Annotated in this window: 21 protein-coding genes and 2 pseudogenes; 5 read left to right on the plus strand and 18 right to left on the minus strand. The window is 62.0% G+C overall.

The features are described from left to right. The 6 genes from NKG99_RS24405 to NKG99_RS24430 all read right to left on the minus strand — a co-directional run. On the minus strand, window positions 1–196 hold a 196-nt coding region (locus NKG99_RS24405; protein ID WP_352871323.1), incomplete at its 3' end, for a TetR family transcriptional regulator. Window positions 197–432: 236 nt separating this feature from the next. Continuing rightward, window positions 433–1,614 carry a hypothetical protein gene (locus NKG99_RS24410; RefSeq protein ID WP_352871324.1) on the minus strand — a complete coding sequence of 394 codons (1,182 nt, stop codon included), beginning with the start codon at window positions 1,612–1,614 and terminating at the stop codon, window positions 433–435. A 56-nt stretch (window positions 1,615–1,670) separates the two neighbouring features. Beyond that, window positions 1,671–2,681 carry a succinylglutamate desuccinylase/aspartoacylase family protein gene (locus NKG99_RS24415; RefSeq protein ID WP_352871326.1) on the minus strand — a complete coding sequence of 337 codons (1,011 nt, stop codon included), beginning with the start codon at window positions 2,679–2,681 and terminating at the stop codon, window positions 1,671–1,673. A gap of 3 nt (window positions 2,682–2,684) precedes the next feature. Beyond that, window positions 2,685–3,902: a Rid family hydrolase gene (locus NKG99_RS24420; RefSeq protein ID WP_352871327.1), complete on the minus strand. Its 1,218-nt coding sequence runs from the start codon at window positions 3,900–3,902 to the stop codon at window positions 2,685–2,687. A gap of 3 nt (window positions 3,903–3,905) precedes the next feature. After that, a complete protein-coding gene (locus NKG99_RS24425) occupies window positions 3,906–4,250 on the minus strand; it encodes a RidA family protein (RefSeq protein ID WP_352871328.1) in 345 nt (114 codons plus the stop codon). Between the two features lie 38 nt (window positions 4,251–4,288). Then, window positions 4,289–5,611 carry an alanine racemase gene (locus NKG99_RS24430; RefSeq protein WP_352871329.1) on the minus strand — a complete coding sequence of 441 codons (1,323 nt, stop codon included), beginning with the start codon at window positions 5,609–5,611 and terminating at the stop codon, window positions 4,289–4,291. 77 nt (window positions 5,612–5,688) lie between these two features. On the opposite strand from NKG99_RS24430, the gene NKG99_RS24435 reads away from it, so the two are divergent. Beyond that, the gene (locus NKG99_RS24435; protein WP_352871330.1) at window positions 5,689–6,630 is read left to right on the plus strand and encodes an amidohydrolase family protein; all 942 of its coding nucleotides are present in this window, start codon (window positions 5,689–5,691) and stop codon (window positions 6,628–6,630) included. Here NKG99_RS24435 and NKG99_RS24440 read toward each other — a convergent pair. The 4 genes from NKG99_RS24440 to NKG99_RS24455 are packed head-to-tail and all read right to left on the minus strand — an operon-like array spanning window position 6,604 to window position 11,114. Beyond that, complete coding sequence (locus NKG99_RS24440) at window positions 6,604–7,575, minus strand: ABC transporter permease (RefSeq protein WP_352871332.1); 972 nt, start codon at window positions 7,573–7,575, stop codon at window positions 6,604–6,606. The genes NKG99_RS24435 and NKG99_RS24440 overlap by 27 nt on opposite strands. Further along, entirely contained in the window at window positions 7,572–8,537 is a 966-nt protein-coding gene (locus NKG99_RS24445; protein WP_352871333.1) for an ABC transporter permease, read from the minus strand. Before NKG99_RS24445 ends, NKG99_RS24440 begins: the two co-directional genes overlap by 4 nt. Then, window positions 8,534–10,042, minus strand: coding sequence for a sugar ABC transporter ATP-binding protein (locus NKG99_RS24450; protein ID WP_352871334.1), 1,509 nt, complete (start codon window positions 10,040–10,042; stop codon window positions 8,534–8,536). Before NKG99_RS24450 ends, NKG99_RS24445 begins: the two co-directional genes overlap by 4 nt. Before the next feature lie 19 nt (window positions 10,043–10,061). Then, window positions 10,062–11,114 (minus strand): substrate-binding domain-containing protein, encoded by a 1,053-nt coding sequence (locus NKG99_RS24455; RefSeq protein ID WP_352871336.1) that lies wholly within the window; start codon window positions 11,112–11,114, stop codon window positions 10,062–10,064. 240 nt (window positions 11,115–11,354) lie between these two features. On the opposite strand from NKG99_RS24455, the gene NKG99_RS24460 reads away from it, so the two are divergent. Together NKG99_RS24460 and NKG99_RS24465 are read left to right on the plus strand one after the other, a co-directional pair. Then, window positions 11,355–12,155 carry an IclR family transcriptional regulator gene (locus NKG99_RS24460; RefSeq protein WP_352871338.1) on the plus strand — a complete coding sequence of 267 codons (801 nt, stop codon included), beginning with the start codon at window positions 11,355–11,357 and terminating at the stop codon, window positions 12,153–12,155. 211 nt (window positions 12,156–12,366) lie between these two features. Next, the gene (locus NKG99_RS24465) at window positions 12,367–12,699 is read left to right on the plus strand and encodes a hypothetical protein (protein WP_352871339.1); all 333 of its coding nucleotides are present in this window, start codon (window positions 12,367–12,369) and stop codon (window positions 12,697–12,699) included. Window positions 12,700–12,768: 69 nt separating this feature from the next. On the opposite strand, the pseudogene NKG99_RS24470 reads toward NKG99_RS24465, so the two are convergent. After that, window positions 12,769–13,041 (minus strand): annotated as a pseudogene (locus NKG99_RS24470) (IS481 family transposase); the annotation flags it as partial. A gap of 388 nt (window positions 13,042–13,429) precedes the next feature. Here NKG99_RS24470 and NKG99_RS24475 point away from each other — a divergent pair. Beyond that, window positions 13,430–14,530, plus strand: coding sequence for an IS4 family transposase (locus tag NKG99_RS24475; protein WP_352871340.1), 1,101 nt, complete (start codon window positions 13,430–13,432; stop codon window positions 14,528–14,530). Between the two features lie 105 nt (window positions 14,531–14,635). Here the strand turns inward: NKG99_RS24475 and NKG99_RS24480 are convergent, their stop codons facing one another. The 5 genes from NKG99_RS24480 to NKG99_RS24500 are packed head-to-tail and all read right to left on the minus strand — an operon-like array spanning window position 14,636 to window position 19,575. Next, a complete protein-coding gene (locus tag NKG99_RS24480) occupies window positions 14,636–15,508 on the minus strand; it encodes an ABC transporter permease (RefSeq protein WP_352871341.1) in 873 nt (290 codons plus the stop codon). 1 nt (window position 15,509) lies between these two features. Next, window positions 15,510–16,346 (minus strand): ABC transporter ATP-binding protein, encoded by an 837-nt coding sequence (locus NKG99_RS24485; RefSeq protein ID WP_352871343.1) that lies wholly within the window; start codon window positions 16,344–16,346, stop codon window positions 15,510–15,512. Then, window positions 16,343–17,389, minus strand: coding sequence for an ABC transporter substrate-binding protein (locus NKG99_RS24490; RefSeq protein ID WP_352871344.1), 1,047 nt, complete (start codon window positions 17,387–17,389; stop codon window positions 16,343–16,345). The genes NKG99_RS24485 and NKG99_RS24490 overlap by 4 nt, the downstream gene beginning before the upstream one ends. 57 nt (window positions 17,390–17,446) lie before the next feature. Then, a complete protein-coding gene (locus NKG99_RS24495; RefSeq protein WP_352871345.1) occupies window positions 17,447–18,391 on the minus strand; it encodes a hydroxymethylglutaryl-CoA lyase-like TIM-barrel protein in 945 nt (314 codons plus the stop codon). Continuing rightward, complete coding sequence (locus tag NKG99_RS24500) at window positions 18,388–19,575, minus strand: CaiB/BaiF CoA transferase family protein (RefSeq protein ID WP_352871346.1); 1,188 nt, start codon at window positions 19,573–19,575, stop codon at window positions 18,388–18,390. The genes NKG99_RS24495 and NKG99_RS24500 overlap by 4 nt, the downstream gene beginning before the upstream one ends. 105 nt (window positions 19,576–19,680) lie before the next feature. Here NKG99_RS24500 and NKG99_RS24505 point away from each other — a divergent pair, with 105 nt between their 5' ends. Beyond that, window positions 19,681–20,610 (plus strand): LysR family transcriptional regulator, encoded by a 930-nt coding sequence (locus tag NKG99_RS24505; protein ID WP_352871347.1) that lies wholly within the window; start codon window positions 19,681–19,683, stop codon window positions 20,608–20,610. Window positions 20,611–20,712: 102 nt separating this feature from the next. Here the strand turns inward: NKG99_RS24505 and NKG99_RS24510 are convergent. Together NKG99_RS24510 and NKG99_RS24515 are read right to left on the minus strand one after the other, a co-directional pair. After that, window positions 20,713–20,838: pseudogene (locus tag NKG99_RS24510) on the minus strand (hypothetical protein); the annotation flags it as partial. 183 nt (window positions 20,839–21,021) lie between these two features. After that, complete coding sequence (locus NKG99_RS24515) at window positions 21,022–22,923, minus strand: bifunctional sugar phosphate isomerase/epimerase/4-hydroxyphenylpyruvate dioxygenase family protein (protein ID WP_352871349.1); 1,902 nt, start codon at window positions 22,921–22,923, stop codon at window positions 21,022–21,024. Window positions 22,924–22,936: the final 13 nt, after the last annotated feature.

Consider the following 22,936-nt stretch of genomic DNA (forward strand, 5'->3'; position numbering starts at 1 on the left):
GGTCGTCCTTTGTGGCAAAGTGACGGAAGACGGTACGCCGCTGCACCCCAGCCTTTTCGGCGATCGCCTCGGCGGTGATCTCATCCGCCGCACCATCCGCGTCCATCAGCGTGAACAGAGCGGTGAGGATCGCCTCGCGCGTTTTTCGGGCTTTCTCTTCGCGCACGGGGCTGTTGTAAGCACGGGCGGTGGACATGTGGCTTCTCCTAATTCGCGGCACGGCATGTGCCATGAATTCCACCGCCTGTCAATTGGTGTCACATCGAGTGACTCAAATTCTATGATGGGTTAAATCTGGCGCTTCAGGTTTGCTGTCAGAGGCAATGCGGCTTGCGCTTCCAAGCAATTCCCGTCCTTGTGGAGTCGAATACGAGCGGAATCGAAACCGCCTCCCTGTGAGCGTTTATGGCACAGGGCGAAATTACAGGCGGCTCAATGCCGCTGGGCTACACCGATCCAGTCCAGCCGCGCAGCCGGCACCAGGCCGTAATTGTAGAAATTGATGCCATCGACACCAGGCGCCAGCGCCGGCTTCACCTTCGCCGCAAGGGTGTCAGGCCCGGTCATTTCCGGGTAGAACAGCCGATAGCCGGCACCGAGGAATCTTTCCGCGCCGAGGGCTGCCCGACCAGCCACCATCAGGCTCGCGACACTCGCCGCCTGCATGTCGTAGGCGCACAGGATCGCTCCGTCACAGACCTTGCCGAGCGCCGCGAGATCGCAGCCGCCAAGCCAGCCGTCCTTCAAATCGATGACGACGACGCGCGTCGCCGGGTCGGCCACCTCGCGTAATTCGGCAACCAGGCTGGTCACCGGCTCGAACCGCCACAGGAGATAGGCGTGGAGTTCCGGCCAGGGTCGGAACGTCTCGAGGCCGCTCACCGGAAAATCCGGAAAACGCCGTTGCGGCACCGCGTGCTCGCAGGTTTCGGCAATCCAATGCCTGACGAGTTTGCGCGCCGGCTCGCCATCAACTCCCGCGCTCGCCGCGCGCGCAAGGCAGGACGGGCAAAAGCACAGTGACAGCAGAAAATCGTCTTCCGGCGTCAGCCCGACGCCGTCCTTCTCGTGATGGTATTCATGGGCAAAACCCATGAAGGATGGGCTTTCGAGTTCGATCCTGTCTGGCCGGTAGCTGTGCGAGATGTCGGCGACGAGCGCACGGACATAGGCGCGCGCATCGGGATGCGACGGGCAGAGATTGTAGTAATTGGCATCGCCGAAAGCATTGCGGGTGACAGCCTGCGGATGAAGCATGCCGAGGCGGGTGTTGTGCAGGCAGACCGTCCAGCACGAAACGCCAAGCCCTCCGGCGTCGCGCCGGCGGATAAGGTTGCCAAGCACATCGCCACCCTCGGTGGTCACGTCAGCCACCTTGGGCTGCATGGCGAGGCTTCCCCAGCGCGCCGCGGTCGGCTTGAAATAGATGGTGCCGTCCTCGGGAAAATAGGCTTTGCGGCGCTGGCTGCGCGGCTGCAGGAAGCGGCCGGCATGATAAGAGGTCGCGATGCTGATCATGTTGAGCCCAGCGCGCTCGATAAGATCGCGTTCGACCGTCTCAAGGCCGAGATCCTGGATGTCCCAGGGATAAGTCCACATGGACAGTTGCTGCATCGAATATCCTCAGTCCTGATCTTGATATCGGCGCCCGGCCTGGCACGGCTTCATGGTTAGCCCTCGACCGGCTCAGCGACCTGCATCAGGCAGTCACCCGCCTCGCACATCGTGTGGAGCCGCCGCGACAGCACGATGCCGCTTTCGGCGAAATGCAGCGCCTCCTCGGCAACATCGAGCCGTTCGAGATCGTGATACCAGCCGGCCAGTTGTCCGGCGCTGACACTGTCGCCTAGCCTGACGGCGGGCTCAAACCAGCCGCGGCGGGTGGCGTAGACGCCCTGGCTGTGCCGGGACAGCGACAGCAGCCGTGTCGGCGCCGACGGCGTTTCGCCCGCGCCAAGAATCGGTGCGTCGACCAAACCCAGTGCTACCATCAGACTGTCGAGGGCACGGGCGGTGATCGCCATCGAATCGACGGTGGCGGTGCCGCCGCCACCGAACTCGCCGCTGACACCGATGGCTCCGGCCCGGCGCGCCGCACCCATCGAGGTCGGCGAAGCTTGGCCGTTGTCGGCGACGAACCCGTAGGGCATGCCGAGCGTGCGCATCAGTTCCACCCCGCGCCGATGGCGCTCGGGATCGGCATTGCGTTCGACCAGTGCGGTCGGCAAATGCTCCATAGATGTGCCGCCCGAATGGATGTCGAAGATGACGTCGTGGCGAGGGAACAATTCCGTCTCGAGGAAATTGGCGAGCCGGCTGGTCGGCGTGCCCGAGGGATCGCCTGGAAAGGCGCGGTTGAGATTGCCGCCGTCGAGCGGCGAGCAGCGTTTGGCGGCCATTACGGCCGGCGCATTGGCCATCGGCATGATGGTGATGCGGCCCTTGATCCGCTGCGGATCGAGCCGGCGCACCAGCTTTGCCAGCGACAGCTCGCCCTCATATTCGTCACCGTGATTGCCGGCCATCAAAAGCAGCGACGGCCCTTCGCCGTTGCGGATGAGACAGATCGGCAACGTGACCTGGAAATAGGGCGAACGGTCGATCGAGAACGGAATGCTGAGATGGCTCAGCGTCTTGCCGTCGCGGTCGAAGTCGAGCGTATGGCTGTGGCCAGTGTGCATTGTTCAGACCGCCGCGACCGCGGTGACCTCGATACGCAAATCCGGGTCGGCGAGACGCGCCTCGACGCAGGCGCGAGCCGGCAGGCGCGCAGGGTCGACCCAGGCGTCGTAAATGCCGTTCATGGCGTCGAAGTCGCCGATCTGCGGCAAGAAGATGTTGACCGCCACCAGCTTCGACTTGCTGCTGCCGGCCTCGACCAGCAGCGCCTCGACCTTGGCCAGCACGTCACTGGTCTGGCTCTCGATGCCTGCCTTGCGGTCGTCGGCCACCTGGCCGGCTATGTGCACGAGGCCGCCATCGGCGAAATGCAGCGCCTCCTCGGCAACATCGAGCCGTTCGAGATCGTGATACCAGCCGGCCAGTTGTCCGGCGCTGACACTGTCGCCTAGCCTGACGGCGGGCTCAAACCAGCCGCGGCGGGTGGCGTAGACGCCCTGGCTGTGCCGGGACAGCGACAGCAGCCGTGTCGGCGCCGACGGCGTTTCGCCCGCGCCAAGAATCGGTGCGTCGACCAAACCCAGTGCTACCATCAGACTGTCGAGGGCACGGGCGGTGATCGCCATCGAATCGACGGTGGCGGTGCCGCCGCCACCGAACTCGCCGCTGACACCGATGGCTCCGGCCCGGCGCGCCGCACCCATCGAGGTCGGCGAAGCTTGGCCGTTGTCGGCGACGAACCCGTAGGGCATGCCGAGCGTGCGCATCAGTTCCACCCCGCGCCGATGGCGCTCGGGATCGGCATTGCGTTCGACCAGTGCGGTCGGCAAATGCTCCATAGATGTGCCGCCCGAATGGATGTCGAAGATGACGTCGTGGCGAGGGAACAATTCCGTCTCGAGGAAATTGGCGAGCCGGCTGGTCGGCGTGCCCGAGGGATCGCCTGGAAAGGCGCGGTTGAGATTGCCGCCGTCGAGCGGCGAGCAGCGTTTGGCGGCCATTACGGCCGGCGCATTGGCCATCGGCATGATGGTGATGCGGCCCTTGATCCGCTGCGGATCGAGCCGGCGCACCAGCTTTGCCAGCGACAGCTCGCCCTCATATTCGTCACCGTGATTGCCGGCCATCAAAAGCAGCGACGGCCCTTCGCCGTTGCGGATGAGACAGATCGGCAACGTGACCTGGAAATAGGGCGAACGGTCGATCGAGAACGGAATGCTGAGATGGCTCAGCGTCTTGCCGTCGCGGTCGAAGTCGAGCGTATGGCTGTGGCCAGTGTGCATTGTTCAGACCGCCGCGACCGCGGTGACCTCGATACGCAAATCCGGGTCGGCGAGACGCGCCTCGACGCAGGCGCGAGCCGGCAGGCGCGCAGGGTCGACCCAGGCGTCGTAAATGCCGTTCATGGCGTCGAAGTCGCCGATCTGCGGCAAGAAGATGTTGACCGCCACCAGCTTCGACTTGCTGCTGCCGGCCTCGACCAGCAGCGCCTCGACCTTGGCCAGCACGTCACTGGTCTGGCTCTCGATGCCTGCCTTGCGGTCGTCGGCCACCTGGCCGGCTATGTGCACGAGGCCGCCATAGACCACCGCCTGCGACATGCGCGAGCCGGACTGAAAATACTTGATCATATCGGATCCTTTCGAGGTTCTCTTTTTGGGGGATCTGGTCAGCCGAACCATGTGGGGAAAGCGTGGCGGACGTGGCCGGTCGCGTCGACGCCGAAGATCACGCGATAGCGGTCGAGGCAGGTGCAGGGATGCGAGATGCCGAATTCGATGACGTCGCCGACGGCTATGTCGTCGCTCGGCGCAATCGACAGGAAGGCATGCTGATCGTTGAGCTTTATAACCTCGGCGCGCGCTGCCGGCATGGGCAACGGCTTGCCGGCACGAAAGACGGTGAGCAGCGTTGGAAAGCCCTGGTCGAACGACACGTCGCGCATGCCCATCCCGCAGATGACGAGGCCGGGTTCCGGCCGCGACAGCACTTCGGCCCACAAGCGCAGCGCGGGCCGAAACGCATGTCGCGCTGAAGCGCTGATGCCGCCGATGGTAAAACGCTTGCGGGCATCGAGGGCGCCGAGCGATCGATCGTAAGTGCCATGGTCGTGGAAGAAGATGGCGCCGCTGCGCAGAACCAGCGTCGCATTGCTGTCGCTGAAAACCACCGGCGACAGTGCCGCGACCACCTTGTCGAAGAAGACCGAGCCGCCAGCGGTGACGATTAGCGGCGCGTTGCCGCCGACGCGGGCGCGCAGCCGCAGGACCATGTCGGCGGTCATGGCCAGCAAAGCGGATATCGCCTCGTCGGTGCGGCCGGGCTCGGGCTGGGCTGCCGCCCCTTCATAGGTCGCGACGCCGGCGATCAGCAGTCGCCCGTCGGCAACCATGATCGCATCGGCGATGGCCTCGGCTTGCGCGGTCGTGCGGGCGCCCGCCCTGCCCGCGCCGAGTTCGACCAGAACGCGCAAGGGCGGCAGTGCCGCATTGGCGCGCCAAGCCTCGGCAAGCGCGTTCACGGCGTCGACCGAGTCGGCAAAGACGAAGAGCTCGGCCTTCGGCCAGGCACCGGCAAGCAACGCCAGCCGGCTTGCGCCGCCCGCTCCGCCGACTTCATTGGCGATGATCAGCCGTGTCAGGCCGGCCCTGAGCATCACTGTCGCTTGCCTGATATCGGCGACGGTGGTGCCCCATGCTCCGGTCTCGACCAGCGACCGGGCAAGGTCGGGCGCCATCGGCGTCTTGGCATGCGGTGCGATCGCAACCCCCTGTTCGCGCGCATAGCGCAGGAACAGGTCGCGGTTGGCGGCAAAGGCCGCCTCGTCGAGGGTCAGTACCGGCAGCGCCATGCGTCCCTCGGCTGGATGCCAGTGCTCGGCTGCGACAAGGCTGCTGTCCAGCCCGGAAGTGCCGGGAGGCACGCCGCGGATGCGGTCGTCGAGCAGAAAATTTTCGCGCACGCCAAGCGAGACTGATGAGTTTTCAGTCATCCAATGCTAACCCTTTCGCCGTCGCAGAACCCTGCCGGGATCGATTGCCGATGCCGGTCACCGCATGAGAGAGACGCGTGCCAGAACCCTACTCCGGACCGATCATCGACGCCCATCATCATCTTTGGGATCTCGGCCTGGGGCGGCATCCCTGGCTCGCCGACACGTCCGGCGAGCGCGGCGGGCTGGGCGCGCTTGGCCCGTTGCGCCAAGACTACCTTACGCAGGATTATGTGCGCGACGCCGGCAGGCACAATGTCGTCGCTACCGTGCATGTCGAAGCCGGCTGGGCGAGCGACGACTGCATCGGCGAGACGCGGTGGCTGGAGACACTCGACAAATCGCGGGGCGTCGCCGCGCGCTATGTCGTCCACGTGCCGCTCGCCGACCGCCAGGCGCGGGCTTTGATCGAGGCGCAGGCGGCCTTCGAACGTGTCGTCGGTGTGCGCGACATACTCAGTTGGGATCCGGACCCGGCCCGCCGCTTCGCGACCCGCGACGGCACCATGGACGATCCGGCTTGGCGCGCCGGCCTTGCCCTGCTTGGCCAATACAGGCTCGCCTTCGACCTGATGGTGTTTCCGCGCCAACTCGCCGACGCGGTGCGGCTTGCAGCCGCCTTCCCCGACCAGCAGTTCGTTCTCAATCACTGCGGCAGTCCGATCGATCGTGACGCCGAGGGAATGCGCAGATGGCGCGACGGTCTGCAGCTGTTGTCGGAGCACGACAACGTCGCCATCAAGATATCGGATCTGGTCGCCTACGATCATGACTGGACGCTCGACAGTTTGAAACCGGTCGTCCTGCATTGCATCGACTGTTTCGGCACCGGGCGCGCCATGTTCGGCAGCGACTTTCCGGTCGCCGGCCTGCATGCATCGTTCGACGACATATACGATGGCTTCAAAACCATAGCGGTGGACTTTTCCGCAGACGAACAGACGGCGCTGTTCTACGGCAACGCAAGGCGCATCTACCGGCTGGATGATGTGTCATCGGCGCGCCTGCTCCCGGCCTGAGAGAAGCAGCAGGCCTAGGATGAGCGAGCCGAACAGGATGCTGCGCCAACCGGGCGATGCGTTGACGACGGTGATCAGCGCGGTGATGGTGACCAGCAGGATGGCGCCCGGGATGGTGCCGGCATAGGTGCCGCGTCCGCCGAGGATCGAGGTGCCGCCGAGCACCACAGCGGCAATCGAGGCGAGCAGGTAGGGATCGCCGATCCCGACATAGCCTTGTCCGTTCATGCCGAGGACCAGCACGCCGGCAAGTCCCGAACAGAAGCCGCTGATGCCGTAGACCGTGAGTGTCGTGGATGTGACCGGAACCCCCGATAGTGCCGCGGCGAGTGGATTGGCGCCCATGGCGAAGATCCGGGCGCCGAGGGATGTCGCATGCATCGCCGTCAGCACGATGACGGAGACGACCACCCACAACAGCACGCCGGCCGGAATGCCGGCCGGCCGCGCATTGCCGAGCCAGTGCACCAGCGGGTTTTCAGCAGTCACCGCACTGCCGCCGGCGACGATGATCAGCAGACCTTGCAGGAATGTCGCCATGGCCAATGTCATGATCATCGGGTGGACGCGCAGCAGCGCGACGCCCAGCCCGTTGACCAGGCCGATTGCCGTCGTCAGTGCAAGAACGGCAAGGATGGCGGTGATGCCGGTCGGATCCGCCTGCCACGACAGCAGTGGCAGGCTGACTGCGCTGACCGTGACGATGGCCGCAACCGAAAGATCGATGCCGCCGGCGATCACCACGAAGGTCTGCCCCGCCGCAACCAGGCCGATGACGGCGCCGAGCTCGATCAGATAGCGCAAATGGCCGTAGGCGCCGAAGCCGCGCGAAACGAAGCTCGCCACGATCCAGACCGCAGCAACGATGGCAACGGTCAGGAATGGCCGGCTGCGCAGGACCGTCAAGACGCGTCTGCCGCCCGCGCTTTCAGTCCATGCCGTCATTGCTGCACCTTGCGGAATTGCGGGATGGCGACCGCGCCGATGATGATGAGGCCCTGGGCGACATACTGGGTGACTGGCGTGAAGCCGAGGAAGAACATGACGCTGATCATCAGGCTGAGCAGCAGGCTGCCGGCAAGCGCGCCGCGCATAGTGCCCTGTCCGCCAAGGAAGCCGATGCCGCCGAGCACGGCGGCGGCAATCGAATTCAGCGTAAAGGCGGCACCGATGACCGGATCGCCCGAACCCGTTTGCGCGGCGACGAATAGGCCGGCGCCCGTGGAGAGCAGACCGCTGATCGCATAGGCCGCGATGCGCGCACCATCGACCGGCACGCCGGAGCGATAGGCGCCGACCGGATTCTCGCCGGCGGCATAGAGGCTCAAGCCGAGTGGCGTGGCGAGATAGAGTTTCCATAGCGCAGCGATGAGCAGCAGGAGCGCGAATGCCGCCGGCGTGTTGCCGGCAAGCAGATCGGACAACCACGCTGGAATGGCGCCGCCGGGCCGCGGCAGGATGAGCAGCGCCGCACCGCCGATGATGAAGGAACCGGCGAGCGTCACCACGATCGCCGGCAGGCGAAGCCGCACCACGATGAAGCCGGTCGTCGCCCCAATGCCGAGGCCGGTCAGCGCCACCGCGGCGGTGCCGCCGGCGACGCCCAGCGGCCCCGCCATCGTCGTCGCTGCGATGACCGCGCCCAGGCTGACCGTGGCGCCGATGGCCAGGCTGATGCCGCCGGTGAGCATCAGGATCGCCTGCGCCATGGCGACCAGCGCCAGCGGAAACCAGCTCTGGGTGAATTTGGCGAAGCCCGCGGCCGTGAAGAGGCCGGGAAAGAGGATGCCATAGGCGACGAGAAACACCAGGACGACGGCGAACAGGCTGCGCACGCCGACATTGCGGCGCAACTGAACCGGCCAGTAGAGCGCGCCGGTCTGGTTTGCGGAGGAAGGTGTGTTCATGCCGCAACCTTCCGCTGTCCGGCGCCCATGGCGGCGGAGACGATGGCTTCCTCGCTGAGCGCCCCGCGCGCCAGCATGGCGACGATGCGGCCTTCGCGGACCACGGCGACACGGTCGCAAAGATGCACCAGTTCGGGCGTGTCGGAGCTGAGCAGCACGACCGCCTTGCCGGCAGCAGCGAAGTTGCGAAGCATATAATAGATTTCACGCTTGGTTTCGACGTCGACGCCGCGCGTCGGATCGTTGAGGAGAAGCACGAGCGGGTCGTGCGGCATCCATTTCGCCAGCGCCACCTTCTGCTGATTGCCGCCTGACAGGGCCTGCGCCGACCGGTCGAGGTCGCCCTTGATGCCGAGCTGGGCGGCAAGACCTCTGGCCGTCTCGCGCTCGGCGCGGCGGCTGCGCAGCTTCAGCGCCGGCACCCGCGCAAAGGCAGGCAGCATCATGTTGGTGATGATGGGATGGATCAGATGCAGGCCTTCACGCTTGCGGTCGGCCGGCACATAGGCCAGCCCGAGCGCGTTGGCCTTCGGCACGCCGCCTGGCAAACCTGAGGCACCGTTGACGGTCGCTGATGCCGTCCGCGCCGGAATGGCGCCGTAGAGGCCGAGCAGCAGATCTTCCTGGCCTTGCCCGACCAGGCCGCCGATGCCGAGCACCTCGCCTGTCCTGATATCGAGATCAACGTCACGCATCAGACCGGCTGAAAAATTGCGAACCGAGATGGCGTTGGCAGGCGAAGCTGAAGGCTGCCATTGCGGAAAGAGGTCACCCGGGTCGCGGCCGACCATCAGCCGCACCAGCCCGGCGGCATCGGTTCCTTCCAGGGTGCGATCCGCCGTGCAGGTGCCGTCCTTCAGAACGGTGACATGCTGGCATAGCGACATGATTTCGTTCAGCCGATGCGAGATGTAGAGGATGGCGATGCCCTCGCCGCGCAGCCGCTCCAGCAGATCGGTCAGGATTTTCGTTTCGGTTGCCGAGAGTGACGAGGTGGGTTCATCAAGAATGAGCACGCGCGGCCGGCGGTAAAGTGCCTTGGCGATCTCCACCATCTGCCGGCGGCCGAGCGACAGATGTCCGACCGGCGTCGACAGTGGTTCGTGAAGGCCGACGAGGTCGCACGCGGCCTTGGCCCGGGCGGCGAGTTCGGGGTAGTCGACAAGGCCGAACCGGCGTGGATAGGCGCCAAGGCCAATGTTTTCGGCGATGGAAAGGCTGGCCGTCAGGCTGAGTTCCTGCTGGACGACGGCGATCCGGGCCTGTCGCGCAATGGCGGGAGTCATGCGTGAGACCGCGCGTCCATCGACCTCGATCGTCCCGCTGTCCGGACGCAAGGCGCCGGACAAAAGGTTGATCAAGGTCGACTTTCCGGCACCGTTCTCGCCGAGCAGCGCATGCACGCGGCCCGGCAGGAGAGCGATGGAAACGTCGCGCAGGACGGGGTTGCCGAAGAAAGACTTCGACACCCCCCGCGCGGCAAGAAGCGGAGCCGTGATCTGCAATTTATGCGGCCTTTCCGGCTTACTTTTGAGCCAGCAGCTTCTTGAACAGTTCCTCATCGTAAGGCGAATAGATATAACCGTCAGCCGGGAAATCCTTCGCCCGGGCGAGATATTCGTCGATGTTGGAATTGTCGATCACCGGCAGCGGGATCTTGACGAAAGCCGGCACATCCGTGCCTTCCAGCGCCTGGACGGCGGTGTAGGTGGCGAAGGCGCCGAGCCAGTTCGGCTGCATCGTCGCCCAGCTCTTCAGGCTTTTTTCCTTCCAGAGTTCGAGGAACTGACGGGCGTTCTCGCCGGTGATCGGCACCTGTTCGCGGCCCTGCTTGTCTAGGGCGAGCACGGCACCGGCCGACAGCGCGCCGCCGAGCGACAAGATGCCGTCGATCTCGGGGTTGGCGAAGAGCAGACTGGTTACGGCTTCCTGGGCAGGGGCGACATTGTAAGGCGTGTTGGTCTCGGCAAGGACCGTCACGTCGGGATGAGCCTTGAGCTCGGCGTCGGCGCCTTTGCGCCTGTCGTCGCTGACCGAGACGCCGGCCGGGCCGTTGAGGATCAGAATCTTGCCCTTGCCGCCGATGGCGTCGATCAGGAACTTGGCCGCCTGGTCGCCCCATTGGGAAGAATCGGTATTGACCTTGGCCGTCACCTGATCGGTATCGACGAGGCTGTCGAAGTTGATGATGGCGATGCCCTTGGCGCAGGCGTCGGCCAGCACACGGGCCGGCGCCGTCGACGAGCCGGCAATCAGGATGATGGCATCGACGTTGGAATCGATCATCGACTGGATCTGCTGGATCTGGACGTTGGCATCGCCCTGGGCGTCGGTCACGACGAGCTTGTCGACAAGACCCTGCTTCTTCAGGGTCTCGACTTCGGCTTCGATCGTACCTTGCGTCTGTTTCATCCAGGTCGGCACGGAATAGATGTTGGCCCAGCCGATCGTGTACGGCGCCTTGCGGTCGCCCTTGATGCAGTTGGCGGCGGCGTTGGCCTGCGAACCGGCGCCGAGGCTCAGCACGAGACCGAGGCAAAGGGCGCTGGCGGATGCGAAAAACGATGATTTCATCATGACTGTTCCCTTCAGAGGTTGTGGCTCGACGTGCGGAATCGGGACGACGAAACCCGTCGGTTGCCGAGCTCGGAAACCGCCTGTTCTCGTCGGGACTTTCTGCGTCAGGCTCGTTAGTTTGTCTGGTATTTCAGACATCCTGTCTGTATATCAGACAAATGGGATGCTAGACCGAGCCTTGACATCTTTCAAGCGTCTTGGGACGAGCACCGAAATGATTCTTGAATGGACGCGGCTGAGATGAGCGACGGGGCTACTGATCTGATCGAAAAGGCAGCCGGCGCGGAGCCGCGCAGTGGCGAACGACGACGCGGCATCGACCGCGTGATCATGCTGCTCGAGGCTTTGCTGCGGCACCGCGCGCCGATGCGCGTCGGCGACATGGCCAAGATGATCGGCGCACCGCGTTCGACCACCTACGAAATCGTCAACAGCCTGCTTGACGCCGAAATGCTCGAAAACGTCGGCAGTGAAGGCTACGTCTATTTCGGGCGCGCGATGCATCTGTTCGGCTGGGCCTATTCGCATCACAACGCCCACTACCGGCGCATCATCGAGACCCTGGACAGGCTGGCCGCGGAGACAGGCGAGACGGTGCAGCTGTGCGGTTTACGCGGCAACAAATATATCGTTCTGGATTGCCGGGACTCGCCCGGCCCGTTCCGGATTTCAAGCGATGTCGGGGTCGAGGTGCCGATCCCGTGGACGGCATCGGGACGACTGCTGCTCGGCCACATGAACGAGGATGAGCTGAGAGACTTCATCCCCGCCGCCGACTACAGGCTTCCCGACGGCCGCATCATTGCGCCAGCCGAGTTCTTCGCCGATGTCGCCACGGCGCGCCGCCAAGGTTACAGCGAGACCGCCGCGCTGGCCGACCGTTTCACCTGGTGCATGGCCGCGCCGATCCAGGACGGCCATGGCGCCATCAACAGGACCTTGTGTTTCGTGTTGCCTGTCGACACGCCTGAAGCGCGGCGCAGCGACCTGCTTGCGCTGTTGCGCGAGCGCGCCCGCGGATTGTCGCTGGCGGGAGGCTGACGATCAGCCGTCGCGCGTCTGGTCTTTCATGTGCTCGCGGCTGCCAGGGGCCTCACATCTCAGCGTGAGTTTCCGTCACAAGCCTATCGAACACCGGCTTCAGAAGCTTCGCTCTCGCTTTCGCTGCGGCAGTCGCGATAGAGTCTTCAATAGAAGTCTCAACAGCAATCGTTGGTATGAAAGGGGCATCGAGACTGCGGTCGACTGTCCGTTGGATGATAACCTCATCATCCGCCGCCTAACACCGGCATTCTTCGTCGCGACGAAGCTGGAGGCATATCTCGGCAGAGGTGGGAACGATCTGCTCTCCGGCCGGGATGCCGAGGACCTACTTTTGATCATCGACGGCCGGGAAGAGTTGGTCGCTGAACTCGGAGCCGCTAACGACGAGGTCCGCACCTACATCGGCGGCCAGTTCAAAGCTCCACTTGAAGCACCAGATTTCGATGACTTTCTGCAGGGCAATATCAGAGGGCCGCAGGGCCGGGTCGAGATCGTGCGCGAGCGCTTTATCGCAATAAGCCAGTATGCCAATGGTGGCTGAGGGCCGGCACCAACGCATACAAATGGCCGCTTCCCTGTCCAGCCCGGAGACATAGGTAACAGTTTGTACCTAAGACATGGGTGACAACCTCGTGCCGAACGGGTTGTCGATGGTCTGCAAGGTCCTCTGTTCCAAGTCGATATATCCGAGATCGTAATGCATGAAGCTGACGAGCCAAATGCCGTCGTCGACTTCGGTGATTCCGAGCCTCTGGCCGGCGAGCACGGTGGAGACGTTGATCTTCTTCCTGTGCATGCAGATGCGGCCGCAGGCGGTGACCAGGATGTCGCGGTCGTGGAAGGGGTATTCCAGTTCCGGCAAGCCCTGATAGGCTCTTGAGGACTCGGGATCGAGCTTCATGGCCGGCCATCTGCTTGCGCCACGCCCAACTGTGACGGAGCCACGCCGAACGCTTCCGCGACGACCTCCTTCACCGACGACCCCACTGCGCTCTGGCTAGGTCGACCAACGCGCGATTCTCGGTGCAACTCCACCGCCTTCGTTGCCGCACGCGCTCGGGACGACGTCGGCTCTTTCGATGGCGATGTCCGTACCACAGATCGCGACTCCGACATCGGCAGCGGCGAGCGCCGGTGAGTCATTTTGCGTGCTGAAGACGCGCTACAACCCGTTCATGGAGAAGACATCAGGCCCACGGTACACGACAGTCAGGGTGAGAACGGGATGATGTGTTTGGATTGAAGATTCCTCAGCAAAAGGATCTTCGCCCATGACACTGATTCATTCCGCTCTCAGCGCGACGTTAGGTTGGCACTTCGCGCTGAGCAAGAGCCGGCTTATGACGCTTGTGGTGCTGATCGCCGGGCTTGCCCAGTCGCGCACTGTCAATCTATCGCATCTGGCCGTGCATCTGTCCGGTCCGGCCCTCTATGCCTCGAAGTATCGGCGGCTGCAGCGCTTCTTCCAGTTCGTCCGGCTCGACCAGGCCGTGGCTGCGCGGATGGTGGTGCACATGCTCAACCTGGAGCGACCAAAATATCTGGCGCTCGACCGCACCAATTGGAAGCTCGGATCGCGCGACATCAACATCCTGATGCTGGCGATCGTCACAAGGCGCTTCCGGGTGCCGCTGCTGTTTACCTTGCTGCCGCATCAAGGCAACTCCGACACGGGCCATCGCATCGCGCTGATGCGCCGCTATCTCAGCCTGTTTCCTGCTGCCTCCATCCGCTGCCTGCTCGCCGATCGTGAGTTCATCGGCGCTGAATGGATGGATTTCCTCAACGAAAACAATATCCCCTTTGCCATCCGCGTGAAGGTCGACATGACCGTCACCTTCGATGACGGCCACACATGGTCGCTGGCCACGCTCTTGCGGCGCAGGCGGGCCCGATGCGCGGCAATCATCTGCAAGGGGCGCATCAACGGCACGGCAGGTGCCACGCGCGAACCTGTCCGCCTTGTCGCGAAGCGCCTTGGCAACAATGAATGGCTGATCGTCGCCACCATTCGCCCCGATCCCAAGCAAGCCCTCAACGACTATCGAAAGAGATGGGGGATCGAATGCCTGTTCGGTGATACCAAGACACGGGGCCTCAATCTCGAAGACACCCACATTACCAATCCCGAGAAGCTAGAAAACCTCATCATCATCGCCATGCTCGCCATCACATGGGCCTACCGATGCGCCACCAGCACCATGGGCATGAAGGCCATCCCCCGCAAAAGCCATGGCCGTCGCCAAAAATCCTGGTTCCGCATCGGTCTCGACGCGCTCAGGGACTGGATCGTCAACAGCCCCAAAGCAGCAGCCAACGCATGGCTCGCAAAAGCACCCCGAAGATCGATGACGATCTCAAAACAGACCTGAGTCGTGTACCGTGCATCAGGCCCAGCCCGCGAATATAAAGGCATTGATCGTCGGCAGAAAATTCCCCTCGCGCCAGCTGGCTTTGGCATTGTCCAAACGGCAGGCTCAACCGTGGCTGTTAAATTGCGGTTGCCAGCGCAGACAATAGGCCTGAATTCGGCGGACGATGACCGCCAGGAGAATCCCCACGATCATGAGCACAAAAATTGCGACCATCATTCCGGCGGCATCCGCGCGCGCTTCAGACTCGACGATCAATTTGCCGACACCGCGTTCTGACCCAATAAACTCGCCGACAATGACACCGACGAGCGCAAAGGAAACAGCCGGCGTCAACGATGCGAAAACCCATGCCAAGGCAGACGGTACGACGACAGTGCGAAGAATCTTTCCTTCACTTGCCCCAAGCAGCCGGGCGGCGGCGATCTGGTCCTGGTCGACCGCTCTTGTTCCCTCGTAAGTATTGAAAAAGACGACAAAAAACACCACGATCCATGCCGTAACAATCTTCGACATGTCGCCGATGCCGAACATGAGTATGATCAACGGCACCAAGGCAATACGCGGAATCGAATTGAGTGCAACGACGTACGGTTCGAATACCTTTGACAGGTAGTCGGAGCGCCCTAGGACCATCCCGACTACAACACCCGATATGGTCCCGCCCAGAAAGCCGAAAAAAGTGTTTTTCAAAGTAGCAAGTGTCGCCGACCAGAGATTGTTGGCGTTGTCATTGAAGCATTGCCCAATGCCTGAACGGTCCAGCATCGTACCCGCTTGATCCGCAAAGCAGCCAAGGCGGAGAAAGCTTTGCCATATCTCGGAAGGCCTGGAGACGAAATAGGGATCGAGAATGCTTGGCACTATATATCGCAATATCCCGATGCTCCTCAGGTCATAACCCCATTGCCAGATCGCTAGAATGGCAATGAGAATCGTAATTCGCCACGAGAACACTGCGATGACGTTCGGTTTCATTTCATTCCGCCTTGGTCTTCCTGAATTCCTCACCGAGCGAGTGCCAGATGTGAGAAAACATCTCAGCAAATTCGCGTGACTCGCGCAGCGCGACCGCGTCGCGCGGCCGCGCGAGGGGGACTTCAAAATCTTCCTTCAGCCGGCCAGGGCGTGCAGACAGAAGAATGATGCGATCGGCGAGCGTCAGGGCCTCGCCAAGATCATGTGTGACGAAGATCACAGTCTGGCGCCGCGCTTCCCATATCTCCAGGAGGATGCGATGCATCTCCAGTTTTGTATGGGTGTCCAGCGCTCCGAAGGGTTCGTCCATCAGCAGAATCTCTGGCCTGGTGATGAGGGTGCGCATCAGCGCCACGCGCTGGCGCATGCCTCCCGAGAGCATCCTCGGAAAGCTCTTGGCAAAATCGGCAAGGCCGACCATCTGCAGCGCTTTGCGAACCCGTTCCTGCCGTTCCAGCTTCGGGACGCCGTGGATTTCCAAACCATATTCGACATTCGCCTCCACGGTCCGCCAGGGAAATACTGTGTCGCGCTGGAAGATGTAGCCAACCTTCGGATTGACTTGGCCGAAGTTCATCTGCTGGCCGTCGATCAGGATCTCTCCGCTAGTCTTCTCAACAAGACCCGCGACCATGTTAAGGATCGTGCTCTTGCCGCAGCCGGACGGTCCAAGAAGAGCGACGAACTCTCCCTCAGCCACGTCGAAAGAAACCCGATCGACAGCGGTAAAGCCCGCACCAGCCGCACGAAAACTCTTTTCGAGGGCGCGCACCTCAATACGAGTGGTCCGCTGCCGCTGGGGCAGCGACGGGCTCATAACCGGCCGCATGATCGTCATCTCAGCCGAACCTTGCCTTTGCGGCAGCGACAAAGCGCGTATCGACCGCTTGTTCGAATGGGGTTGGGGGAATCTCCGTGGCCTTGCGAAACCAGACCTTTCGCACCGCGCTCATAGTCTTCGGGTGCTATCGTGCCATCGTAGGCCCACGTGTCACGGTCGAACAACAGTTCAGTCTTGGCGAATTCCGGATCGATCCCACCATAATATTTCTTGGCGACCAGGCCGTAGACCTCGTCTGCGGGTGCCGTCTTCACCCAACGCATGGCCTGGTAAATGGCATTTACATATGCCTGAACCATTTCCGACTCGCGATCGATGGTATCCTGCAATGCATAGATGACGATCGAGGGAATGTTTCCGCCAAAGTCGCGCTGCCAGACGCCGTCGGCACGAACATCATAAATGGTCTTGCCAAACCCGCCACGTTCCGCCTGCAACTGCCAGGTCAGGGGCGTCATGAGCGCATCATATTGCTTTGATTGGAGACCGGCGAGCGAAGTCTTGCTGCCACCGCCAGCGATCCAATTCACCTTCTTGTCGAGGCCTCGCTTTTCAAAATAGTAGGAACCGAACATCCACGTTCCAGAACCGATAGCAGTGGCTGCAATCACCGGTTTTGAGCCATCCGGCTTACTCATATTGGCCAACAGGTCAGGGGTCGTCACACCTTGCTCGTAAAGATCCGCCCTGACCACCATGTTTGCAGTCGACGCGACCACTTGGGTCGCCATGATCATCTTGGCGGGCTTGCCGCGGTTGGTCAGCTGCAGCGGATGGCTCGCATCGCCTTGTCCGAAAGTGGCTTGCCCGGCGGCGACCATTTGCCGGGCGAGCGAGCCGGCATCGAGCGGTGTCAGGGTCATATCCAGCCCCTCAGCTTTGAAAAAGCCTTTCTCCAGGGCAACAGCGCTAATCGCATAGATCGGAGTCGTGGATCCGTATGTTATCGAAGCGCTGGATGCGGCGAATACTGATTGCCTGGTAGCGAGTACAAAGCCGATGCTGCCTGTCGCTGCTAGCAAATGCCTGCGTGTGATCATAACTTCCTCCCTTGGTGTCTATGCGAATGCCAATAAGGGTGGCCGATCTCCTCCAGATCAGGCCCGCCAATCCATTGTGTTGGGCGGCTTCGCCCGCGCGATGGCGCCGTAAAGCTGTTCACCGGGCATTTCCGATTCCGGAATAGCGCGCACCGCCGTCAGCGCATCCAGGTCGATTCCAGTTCGGAAACCCATTGTCTCGCAGAGATAGACGAGATCCTCGAAGACAATGTTGCCAGTTGCGCCCGGAGCGAACGGGCAGCCCCCAAGACCACCGAGCGAACCGTCAAGAATTCGAGCGCCTGCATCGAGTGCCGCCGAGGCGTTGGCAATAGCCATCCCGCGTGTGTCGTGGAGATGAACGAGAAACGGTCGATCGCCGCAGAGCCTCTTCATTTCAACGCATAGTCCGCCGACCTGCCTCGGTCCGGCAAAACCCACAGTATCAGCGATTCCGATTATATCGGCCCCTGCCTCGAGACACGCCTCGGCGAGATGCAGCACTTCTGCTGGATTGACGGTGCCTGCGATCGAGCAACCGAACGCCATGGCAATCCCGGCATTAACAAGCGGCTTGCCCTGCGATTGATTGCGCAGCTCGACCACTTTGCCGACAAGCTTGACTGCAGCGTCGCGTGATCGGCGCATGTTCGCCTGGCTGTGTTCCTCAGTTGCCGAGACGACGCAGACGATTTCGTCAACTTCGGTTTCGAGTGCATCTATTGCGCCTCGCTCATTGAGAGCCAGCCCCATGGAAAACGCACCCTCAAGGCGAGCAACTGTTTTGATCATCTCGCGAATGTCAGCGAATTGTGGCATGCGTGATGCAGGCAGAAAGGAGCCGATCTCGAAGTGACGAACGCCCGCCGCATATTCGCCGGCGATCCAATCGCGCTTGGCGCTGGTGGATGGAAATGTTCTCACCAACTGAAGCCCATCGCGAAGTCCGACCTCTCGAAGCGTCACACGGTCGGCGGGATAGATTTCAGCTAGCGATCTCATGCGGCTTGCGCCTTGGCATCGCCACGGGCGGATTCGATATCCGCATCGGTCAGACCGAGCTGTTTCAGTACCGATTCCGTGTCTTGGCCGACAGCAGGAAGGTCACCGCCGCCCGTCAGCATGATCCCATCGACTTCAAATGGCAGTGAGGGCGCTCGAAACGTTTCGCCTTCCGATGTTTTCGATGTTGCAAGGCCGCCAGGGCGCATGACGTGTGGATCAGCGTACATGTCACTGGGTTTAGCAATCGGCGAATAGGGAATGCCGAGTTCCTCGAACGATTTGAGCAAGCCATCTGCATCGCTGCCAGCAATCGCGGCGGCCACTATGGGGACCGTCCAGGCGCGGGCATTGATCTGGTCCATGCGTGTTCGCAGACGGTCATCTGCAAGCAGTTCATTGAGACCGAGCAAACCACACAACGACGCCCATTGTCCTTCAGTGACGGCACCGACGAAAATCTGCCGCCCATCCGCCGTGTCGAAGATGTCGTAGACGGGCCAGGAGAACTCACGCTCCGGCATGGGCGGTGGATTCTTGCCTTCCAACTCGAACTGGACCATGTGTTGGGCAACGAGCAACAAGCAGTTCTCGAACAGACCAATGCGAAGATTGCGCCCGTCCCCTGTCTGGTGACGCTCAAGGAGTGCTGCCAGGACGGCAAATGCTCCGAAAAGCCCACCCATGATGTCGTTGACCGACGACCCGACCCGTAGCGGCCGGCCCGTCGGTCCGGTCATATACGCAAGTCCGGTCATCATTTGCACGACCTCATCTAGCGCCGTGCGATCCTGATAAGGTCCACGCAAGAAGCCCTTGTGCGAGGCTATGATCATTGTTGGATATTGTGTTCGGAGGCGATCCAGATCAGCGCCCATCTTGCTGAGCGAAGCGTCGCGGAAGTTCTCGACGAAAACATCGGCTGTCGCGAGAAGCTTGTCCAACGCAGCCCGCCCGCTTTCGGTCTTCAAGTCCAGCTGAACAGACTTCTTGCCGCGGTTAAAGACGGGAAACATTGGCCGGCCCATACCGCCGAGCCTTCGAGTTTTGTCACCTTCCGGCGGTTCGACCTTGATGACCTCGGCACCAAGAAATCCGAGAAACATCCCGCAGGAGGGTCCCATGATCATATGGCTCATCTCGACGACACGAAGACCGTCAAGCGGTTTGAAGGTCAATTCCATGGGCGGTCCGATCCACATTTGTCGTCAGCCCGAGGACGATATCCTTGTCTTCGGCATCGCGAAATTATAGTGTTTCTAAATCTGCTTTCTCGAAACGAGAAACGTATGGATTCACGGCAACTTCGTTATTTTTCGGCGGTCTACGAGCACGGCAGCCTGTCTTCTGCCGGCGAACACATGCGCATCGCCGTATCGGCTCTGAGCCACCACCTCTCCAATCTTGAAGCGGAGCTATCTACAGCTCTATTTTTCCGCAAGCCGCGTGGAATGCAGCCGACCGCGGCAGGAGAGCGCCTCTATACCCACGCCAAATCGATCCTGAAGGCGATGGCAGCTGCTGAGAAAGATATCCGGGAATCTGGCGGGCAAATATCTGGAGATGTCTCCGTCGGCATGGCCTATTCGGCGGTGAAAGCCATCGGTGTGTCGCTGGCGCAAAGAGTCCTGGCGGATTATCCGAAACTGCGGCTCTCGCTTTCCGAAAGCCTTTCGGGTTCCACGTTGATGCATCTCATGACGTCGGAAGTTGATCTCGCGCTCGTCTATAATCCACCGACGGAATCGCGTCTGAAAACCCAGCCGATCCTCGAAGAAACCATGATTTGTATCGGGAAACGTGAAATTATTGGCGACACCGACGAGCCGATACCATTCGCCAGCTTGCTCGAGCTTCCGATCATTCTCTTGCGGCAAGGGCTCTCTGCCCGAGCCCTGGTCGATGATGTCGGCCTGCTGAAGAGACTCGAAAGCAAGGCTCGACTGCAGATGAATTCGGTTCATGCCATTGCCGATTCCCTTGTTGCGGGACTTGGCTGTGTGATCGGAACAAAGCTGTTTATGAAGGAACATATCGAAAGCGGTGCTCTTCACTTTCGTCCAATCATCGAGCCGGAACTGTCACGCACGCTTTTCATTTGCGAGATTGCTGACAGAACCGGCACATTCGCGGCCGAAGCGGTGCGAGCCGTGATTCTGGATCTGGTCGCGGATGCGGTGATTAAGGGAAAATGGGACGCCACTCTCAGCATTCCCTAAGAACGAACGAGCGGCATCAATTTCGTACCTCGCGCCGGCAGATGCGCGCACGTGAGGAATGCTTTGGGGCGCCCCTCGCTCTACCACGCCTATATCTTCGCAGCGGATACCGAGCACGACTTCGCTCTCCAGCGATGGATATTCGAAACCGTTGGCTGACGTGTCGATCGCAATACCGCCAACCTGGAACCGGCCAGCAGCGTCCAGCCGACCTTGCAGAAAATTCATCGCCGGCGAACCGACGAAGCCTGCGTCTCGCCGGGATATGACCCGTGCCGCGTATGATCTCAAACCGCGATGCCCGGATCAGCGCCGCCGTCGACGAGCACGAGCGGCGAAGCGGCGGGCGGCCCGTCGATGCGATAGTGCAGCGTGACCCCCTTGATGCGCGCGAAATTCATGCCGGGACTCTCACCGGCGCAATTCGCGGGGCATGCCCTTCGGCCGCAGATGTCGTTTCTGAGCCGCAATGCGGAACGGCGCGTTGGGTGCGCCGTAGCCCTTGTAGCCGCCACGGCGTTCCACCACCTCGACGATGAAGCCTTCGCCGAAGGTCGGTGCATAGAGCTGGAAGAATTCGCCGTTGTCGTCGCGGTCGTAGAGGATGTTTTCGGCGCGCAGCCGGTCGGCGAGATCCGGTTCGAGCCCGAACCGTGCTTCGACATCGTCGTAGTAGTTCGGTGAAATGGCGAGGGGCGCGAAGCCGTTTCGTCTCAGCGCCGCCGCGGTGGCGAAGATATCGCCGGTCAGAAACGCCAAATGCTGCACGGCCGAGCCGAAATTCTCGGCAATGAAACGCCCGGCAAGCGTCTGCCGGTTCTCGGCCCCGTTCAATGTCAGCCTTAGCTGGCCATCATCGCTCTCGATCGCTTGGCTTCTCACAATGCCGGACGGATCGATGACATCCACCATCGGCGTCTTCCTGGTACGGAATATCGATGTGTAGAAGAGCAGCCAGGTGAGCATTTCGCCATACTCCATCGTCTGTCCGACATGGTCGATCCGCGTCAGACCAGCGGGCTCGCAGGGGCTGGCGTCGTCGACGGGCAGGAATTCCACGTCCCAGACGTTGGAGAGTTCCGACGTGCCGTCAATGAAGTAGACAACGCCGCCGCCGACCCCGCGTATCGCCGGAATCTGCAGTTCGCCCGGTCCGACGGCCTGCTCGAACGGCTCGGCGCCGAGCGCCTGCGCGCGTTTGACTGTCGCCTTCGCATCCTCGACCTTGAGGCCGATGGCGTAGACAGATGTCCCGTGGACCAGGAATGAGGAGTGGGCCAGACCCTCGCGCTCGGTGTTGACGACAATGTTGATCTCACCCTGCCGATAGAGGCTGACCTCCTTCGATACATGCCGTCCCGCCAATTTGAAGCCCAGCGCGTGCAGCAGCGTTGACAGCGCGGCACTTCCGGAATCGTCGGCCGCGAATTCGACGAACGCCACGCCCGTGACGCCGACCCGGTCCGGCATCTCTGGCATATCGAGCTGGAGCCCGGGTTCGTCGCGCCGCACCTGATCCATCAGCGCAAGCAGCGACCGGCGGCCGTCCACGGCGATCGATTTCGGCGACCCGCCACGGAACTGATCGTTGAAAATCTCCAGCGACAGGTATCCGTCATAGCCCGTGGCGGCGACCGCGCCGACGAAAGCCTTGACCGGCAGGTCGCCTTCGCCCGGCATGTTGCGGAAGTGCCGGCTCCAGTAGAGCAGGTCCATCTCGATCAGCGGCGCATCGGCCAGTTGCACGATGAAGATCTTGTCCTTCGGGATCGAGCGGATCGAGCCGACGTCAATCTTCCGTGCCAGAGTGTGAAACGAGTCGAGAATAAGCCCGACATTGGGATGGTCGGCGCAGCGAACGATCTCCCAGGCGTCGCGATGGTCATTGATGTGCTTTCCCCAGGCAAGCGCCTCGTAGCCGACGCGCAAGCCACGCCTTGCGGCGCGCTCGCCGAGTTCGCGGAAATCCGCCGCCGCGCGGTCGATGCCGCCGAGCGCCACCGGCGAGACGCTGGAACAGATCAGCATCAGATCGGTACCAAGCTCTTGCATGACGTCGAATTTGCGCTCGGCGCGGTCGAATGCTCGACTGCGCTGCGGCTCCGGCAGCCCTTCGAAATCGCGGAAGGGCTGGAACAGCGTGATGGCGAGCCCGGCATCGCGCGCCATGTTGCCGACGTCGGCGGGCGAGCCGTCGAAACCCAGGAAATCGTTTTCGAAGATCTCGACGCCATCGAAGCCGGCGGCGGCGATCGCGGCGAGCTTCTCGGGGAAGTCGCCGCCTATCGAGACCGTGGCGATCGAGGTCTTCATCTCTTTGCGGACC

It is taken from the genome of Mesorhizobium sp. M1409 (assembly GCF_040317535.1).
GTDB lineage: Bacteria > Pseudomonadota > Alphaproteobacteria > Rhizobiales > Rhizobiaceae > Mesorhizobium.

What these genes read in the sequence shown, in the direction of transcription:
- NKG99_RS24455 (WP_352871336.1), bottom strand. Translation starts at nt 11,114, where the DNA reads ATGATGAAATCATCGTTTTTCGCATCCGCCAGCGCCCTTTGCCTCGGT.
- NKG99_RS24430 (WP_352871329.1), bottom strand. Translation starts at nt 5,611, where the DNA reads ATGACTGAAAACTCATCAGTCTCGCTTGGCGTGCGCGAAAATTTTCTG.
- NKG99_RS24440 (WP_352871332.1), bottom strand. Translation starts at nt 7,575, where the DNA reads ATGACGGCATGGACTGAAAGCGCGGGCGGCAGACGCGTCTTGACGGTC.
- NKG99_RS24500 (WP_352871346.1), bottom strand. Translation starts at nt 19,575, where the DNA reads ATGGAATTGACCTTCAAACCGCTTGACGGTCTTCGTGTCGTCGAGATG.
- NKG99_RS24480 (WP_352871341.1), bottom strand. Translation starts at nt 15,508, where the DNA reads ATGAAACCGAACGTCATCGCAGTGTTCTCGTGGCGAATTACGATTCTC.
- NKG99_RS24410 (WP_352871324.1), bottom strand. Translation starts at nt 1,614, where the DNA reads ATGCAGCAACTGTCCATGTGGACTTATCCCTGGGACATCCAGGATCTC.
- NKG99_RS24490 (WP_352871344.1), bottom strand. Translation starts at nt 17,389, where the DNA reads ATGATCACACGCAGGCATTTGCTAGCAGCGACAGGCAGCATCGGCTTT.
- NKG99_RS24445 (WP_352871333.1), bottom strand. Translation starts at nt 8,537, where the DNA reads ATGAACACACCTTCCTCCGCAAACCAGACCGGCGCGCTCTACTGGCCG.
- NKG99_RS24420 (WP_352871327.1), bottom strand. Translation starts at nt 3,902, where the DNA reads ATGCACACTGGCCACAGCCATACGCTCGACTTCGACCGCGACGGCAAG.
- NKG99_RS24460 (WP_352871338.1), top strand. Translation starts at nt 11,355, where the DNA reads ATGAGCGACGGGGCTACTGATCTGATCGAAAAGGCAGCCGGCGCGGAG.
- NKG99_RS24515 (WP_352871349.1), bottom strand. Translation starts at nt 22,923, where the DNA reads ATGAAGACCTCGATCGCCACGGTCTCGATAGGCGGCGACTTCCCCGAG.
- NKG99_RS24495 (WP_352871345.1), bottom strand. Translation starts at nt 18,391, where the DNA reads ATGAGATCGCTAGCTGAAATCTATCCCGCCGACCGTGTGACGCTTCGA.
- NKG99_RS24485 (WP_352871343.1), bottom strand. Translation starts at nt 16,346, where the DNA reads ATGACGATCATGCGGCCGGTTATGAGCCCGTCGCTGCCCCAGCGGCAG.
- NKG99_RS24415 (WP_352871326.1), bottom strand. Translation starts at nt 2,681, where the DNA reads ATGCACACTGGCCACAGCCATACGCTCGACTTCGACCGCGACGGCAAG.
- NKG99_RS24425 (WP_352871328.1), bottom strand. Translation starts at nt 4,250, where the DNA reads ATGATCAAGTATTTTCAGTCCGGCTCGCGCATGTCGCAGGCGGTGGTC.
- NKG99_RS24475 (WP_352871340.1), top strand. Translation starts at nt 13,430, where the DNA reads ATGACACTGATTCATTCCGCTCTCAGCGCGACGTTAGGTTGGCACTTC.
- NKG99_RS24505 (WP_352871347.1), top strand. Translation starts at nt 19,681, where the DNA reads ATGGATTCACGGCAACTTCGTTATTTTTCGGCGGTCTACGAGCACGGC.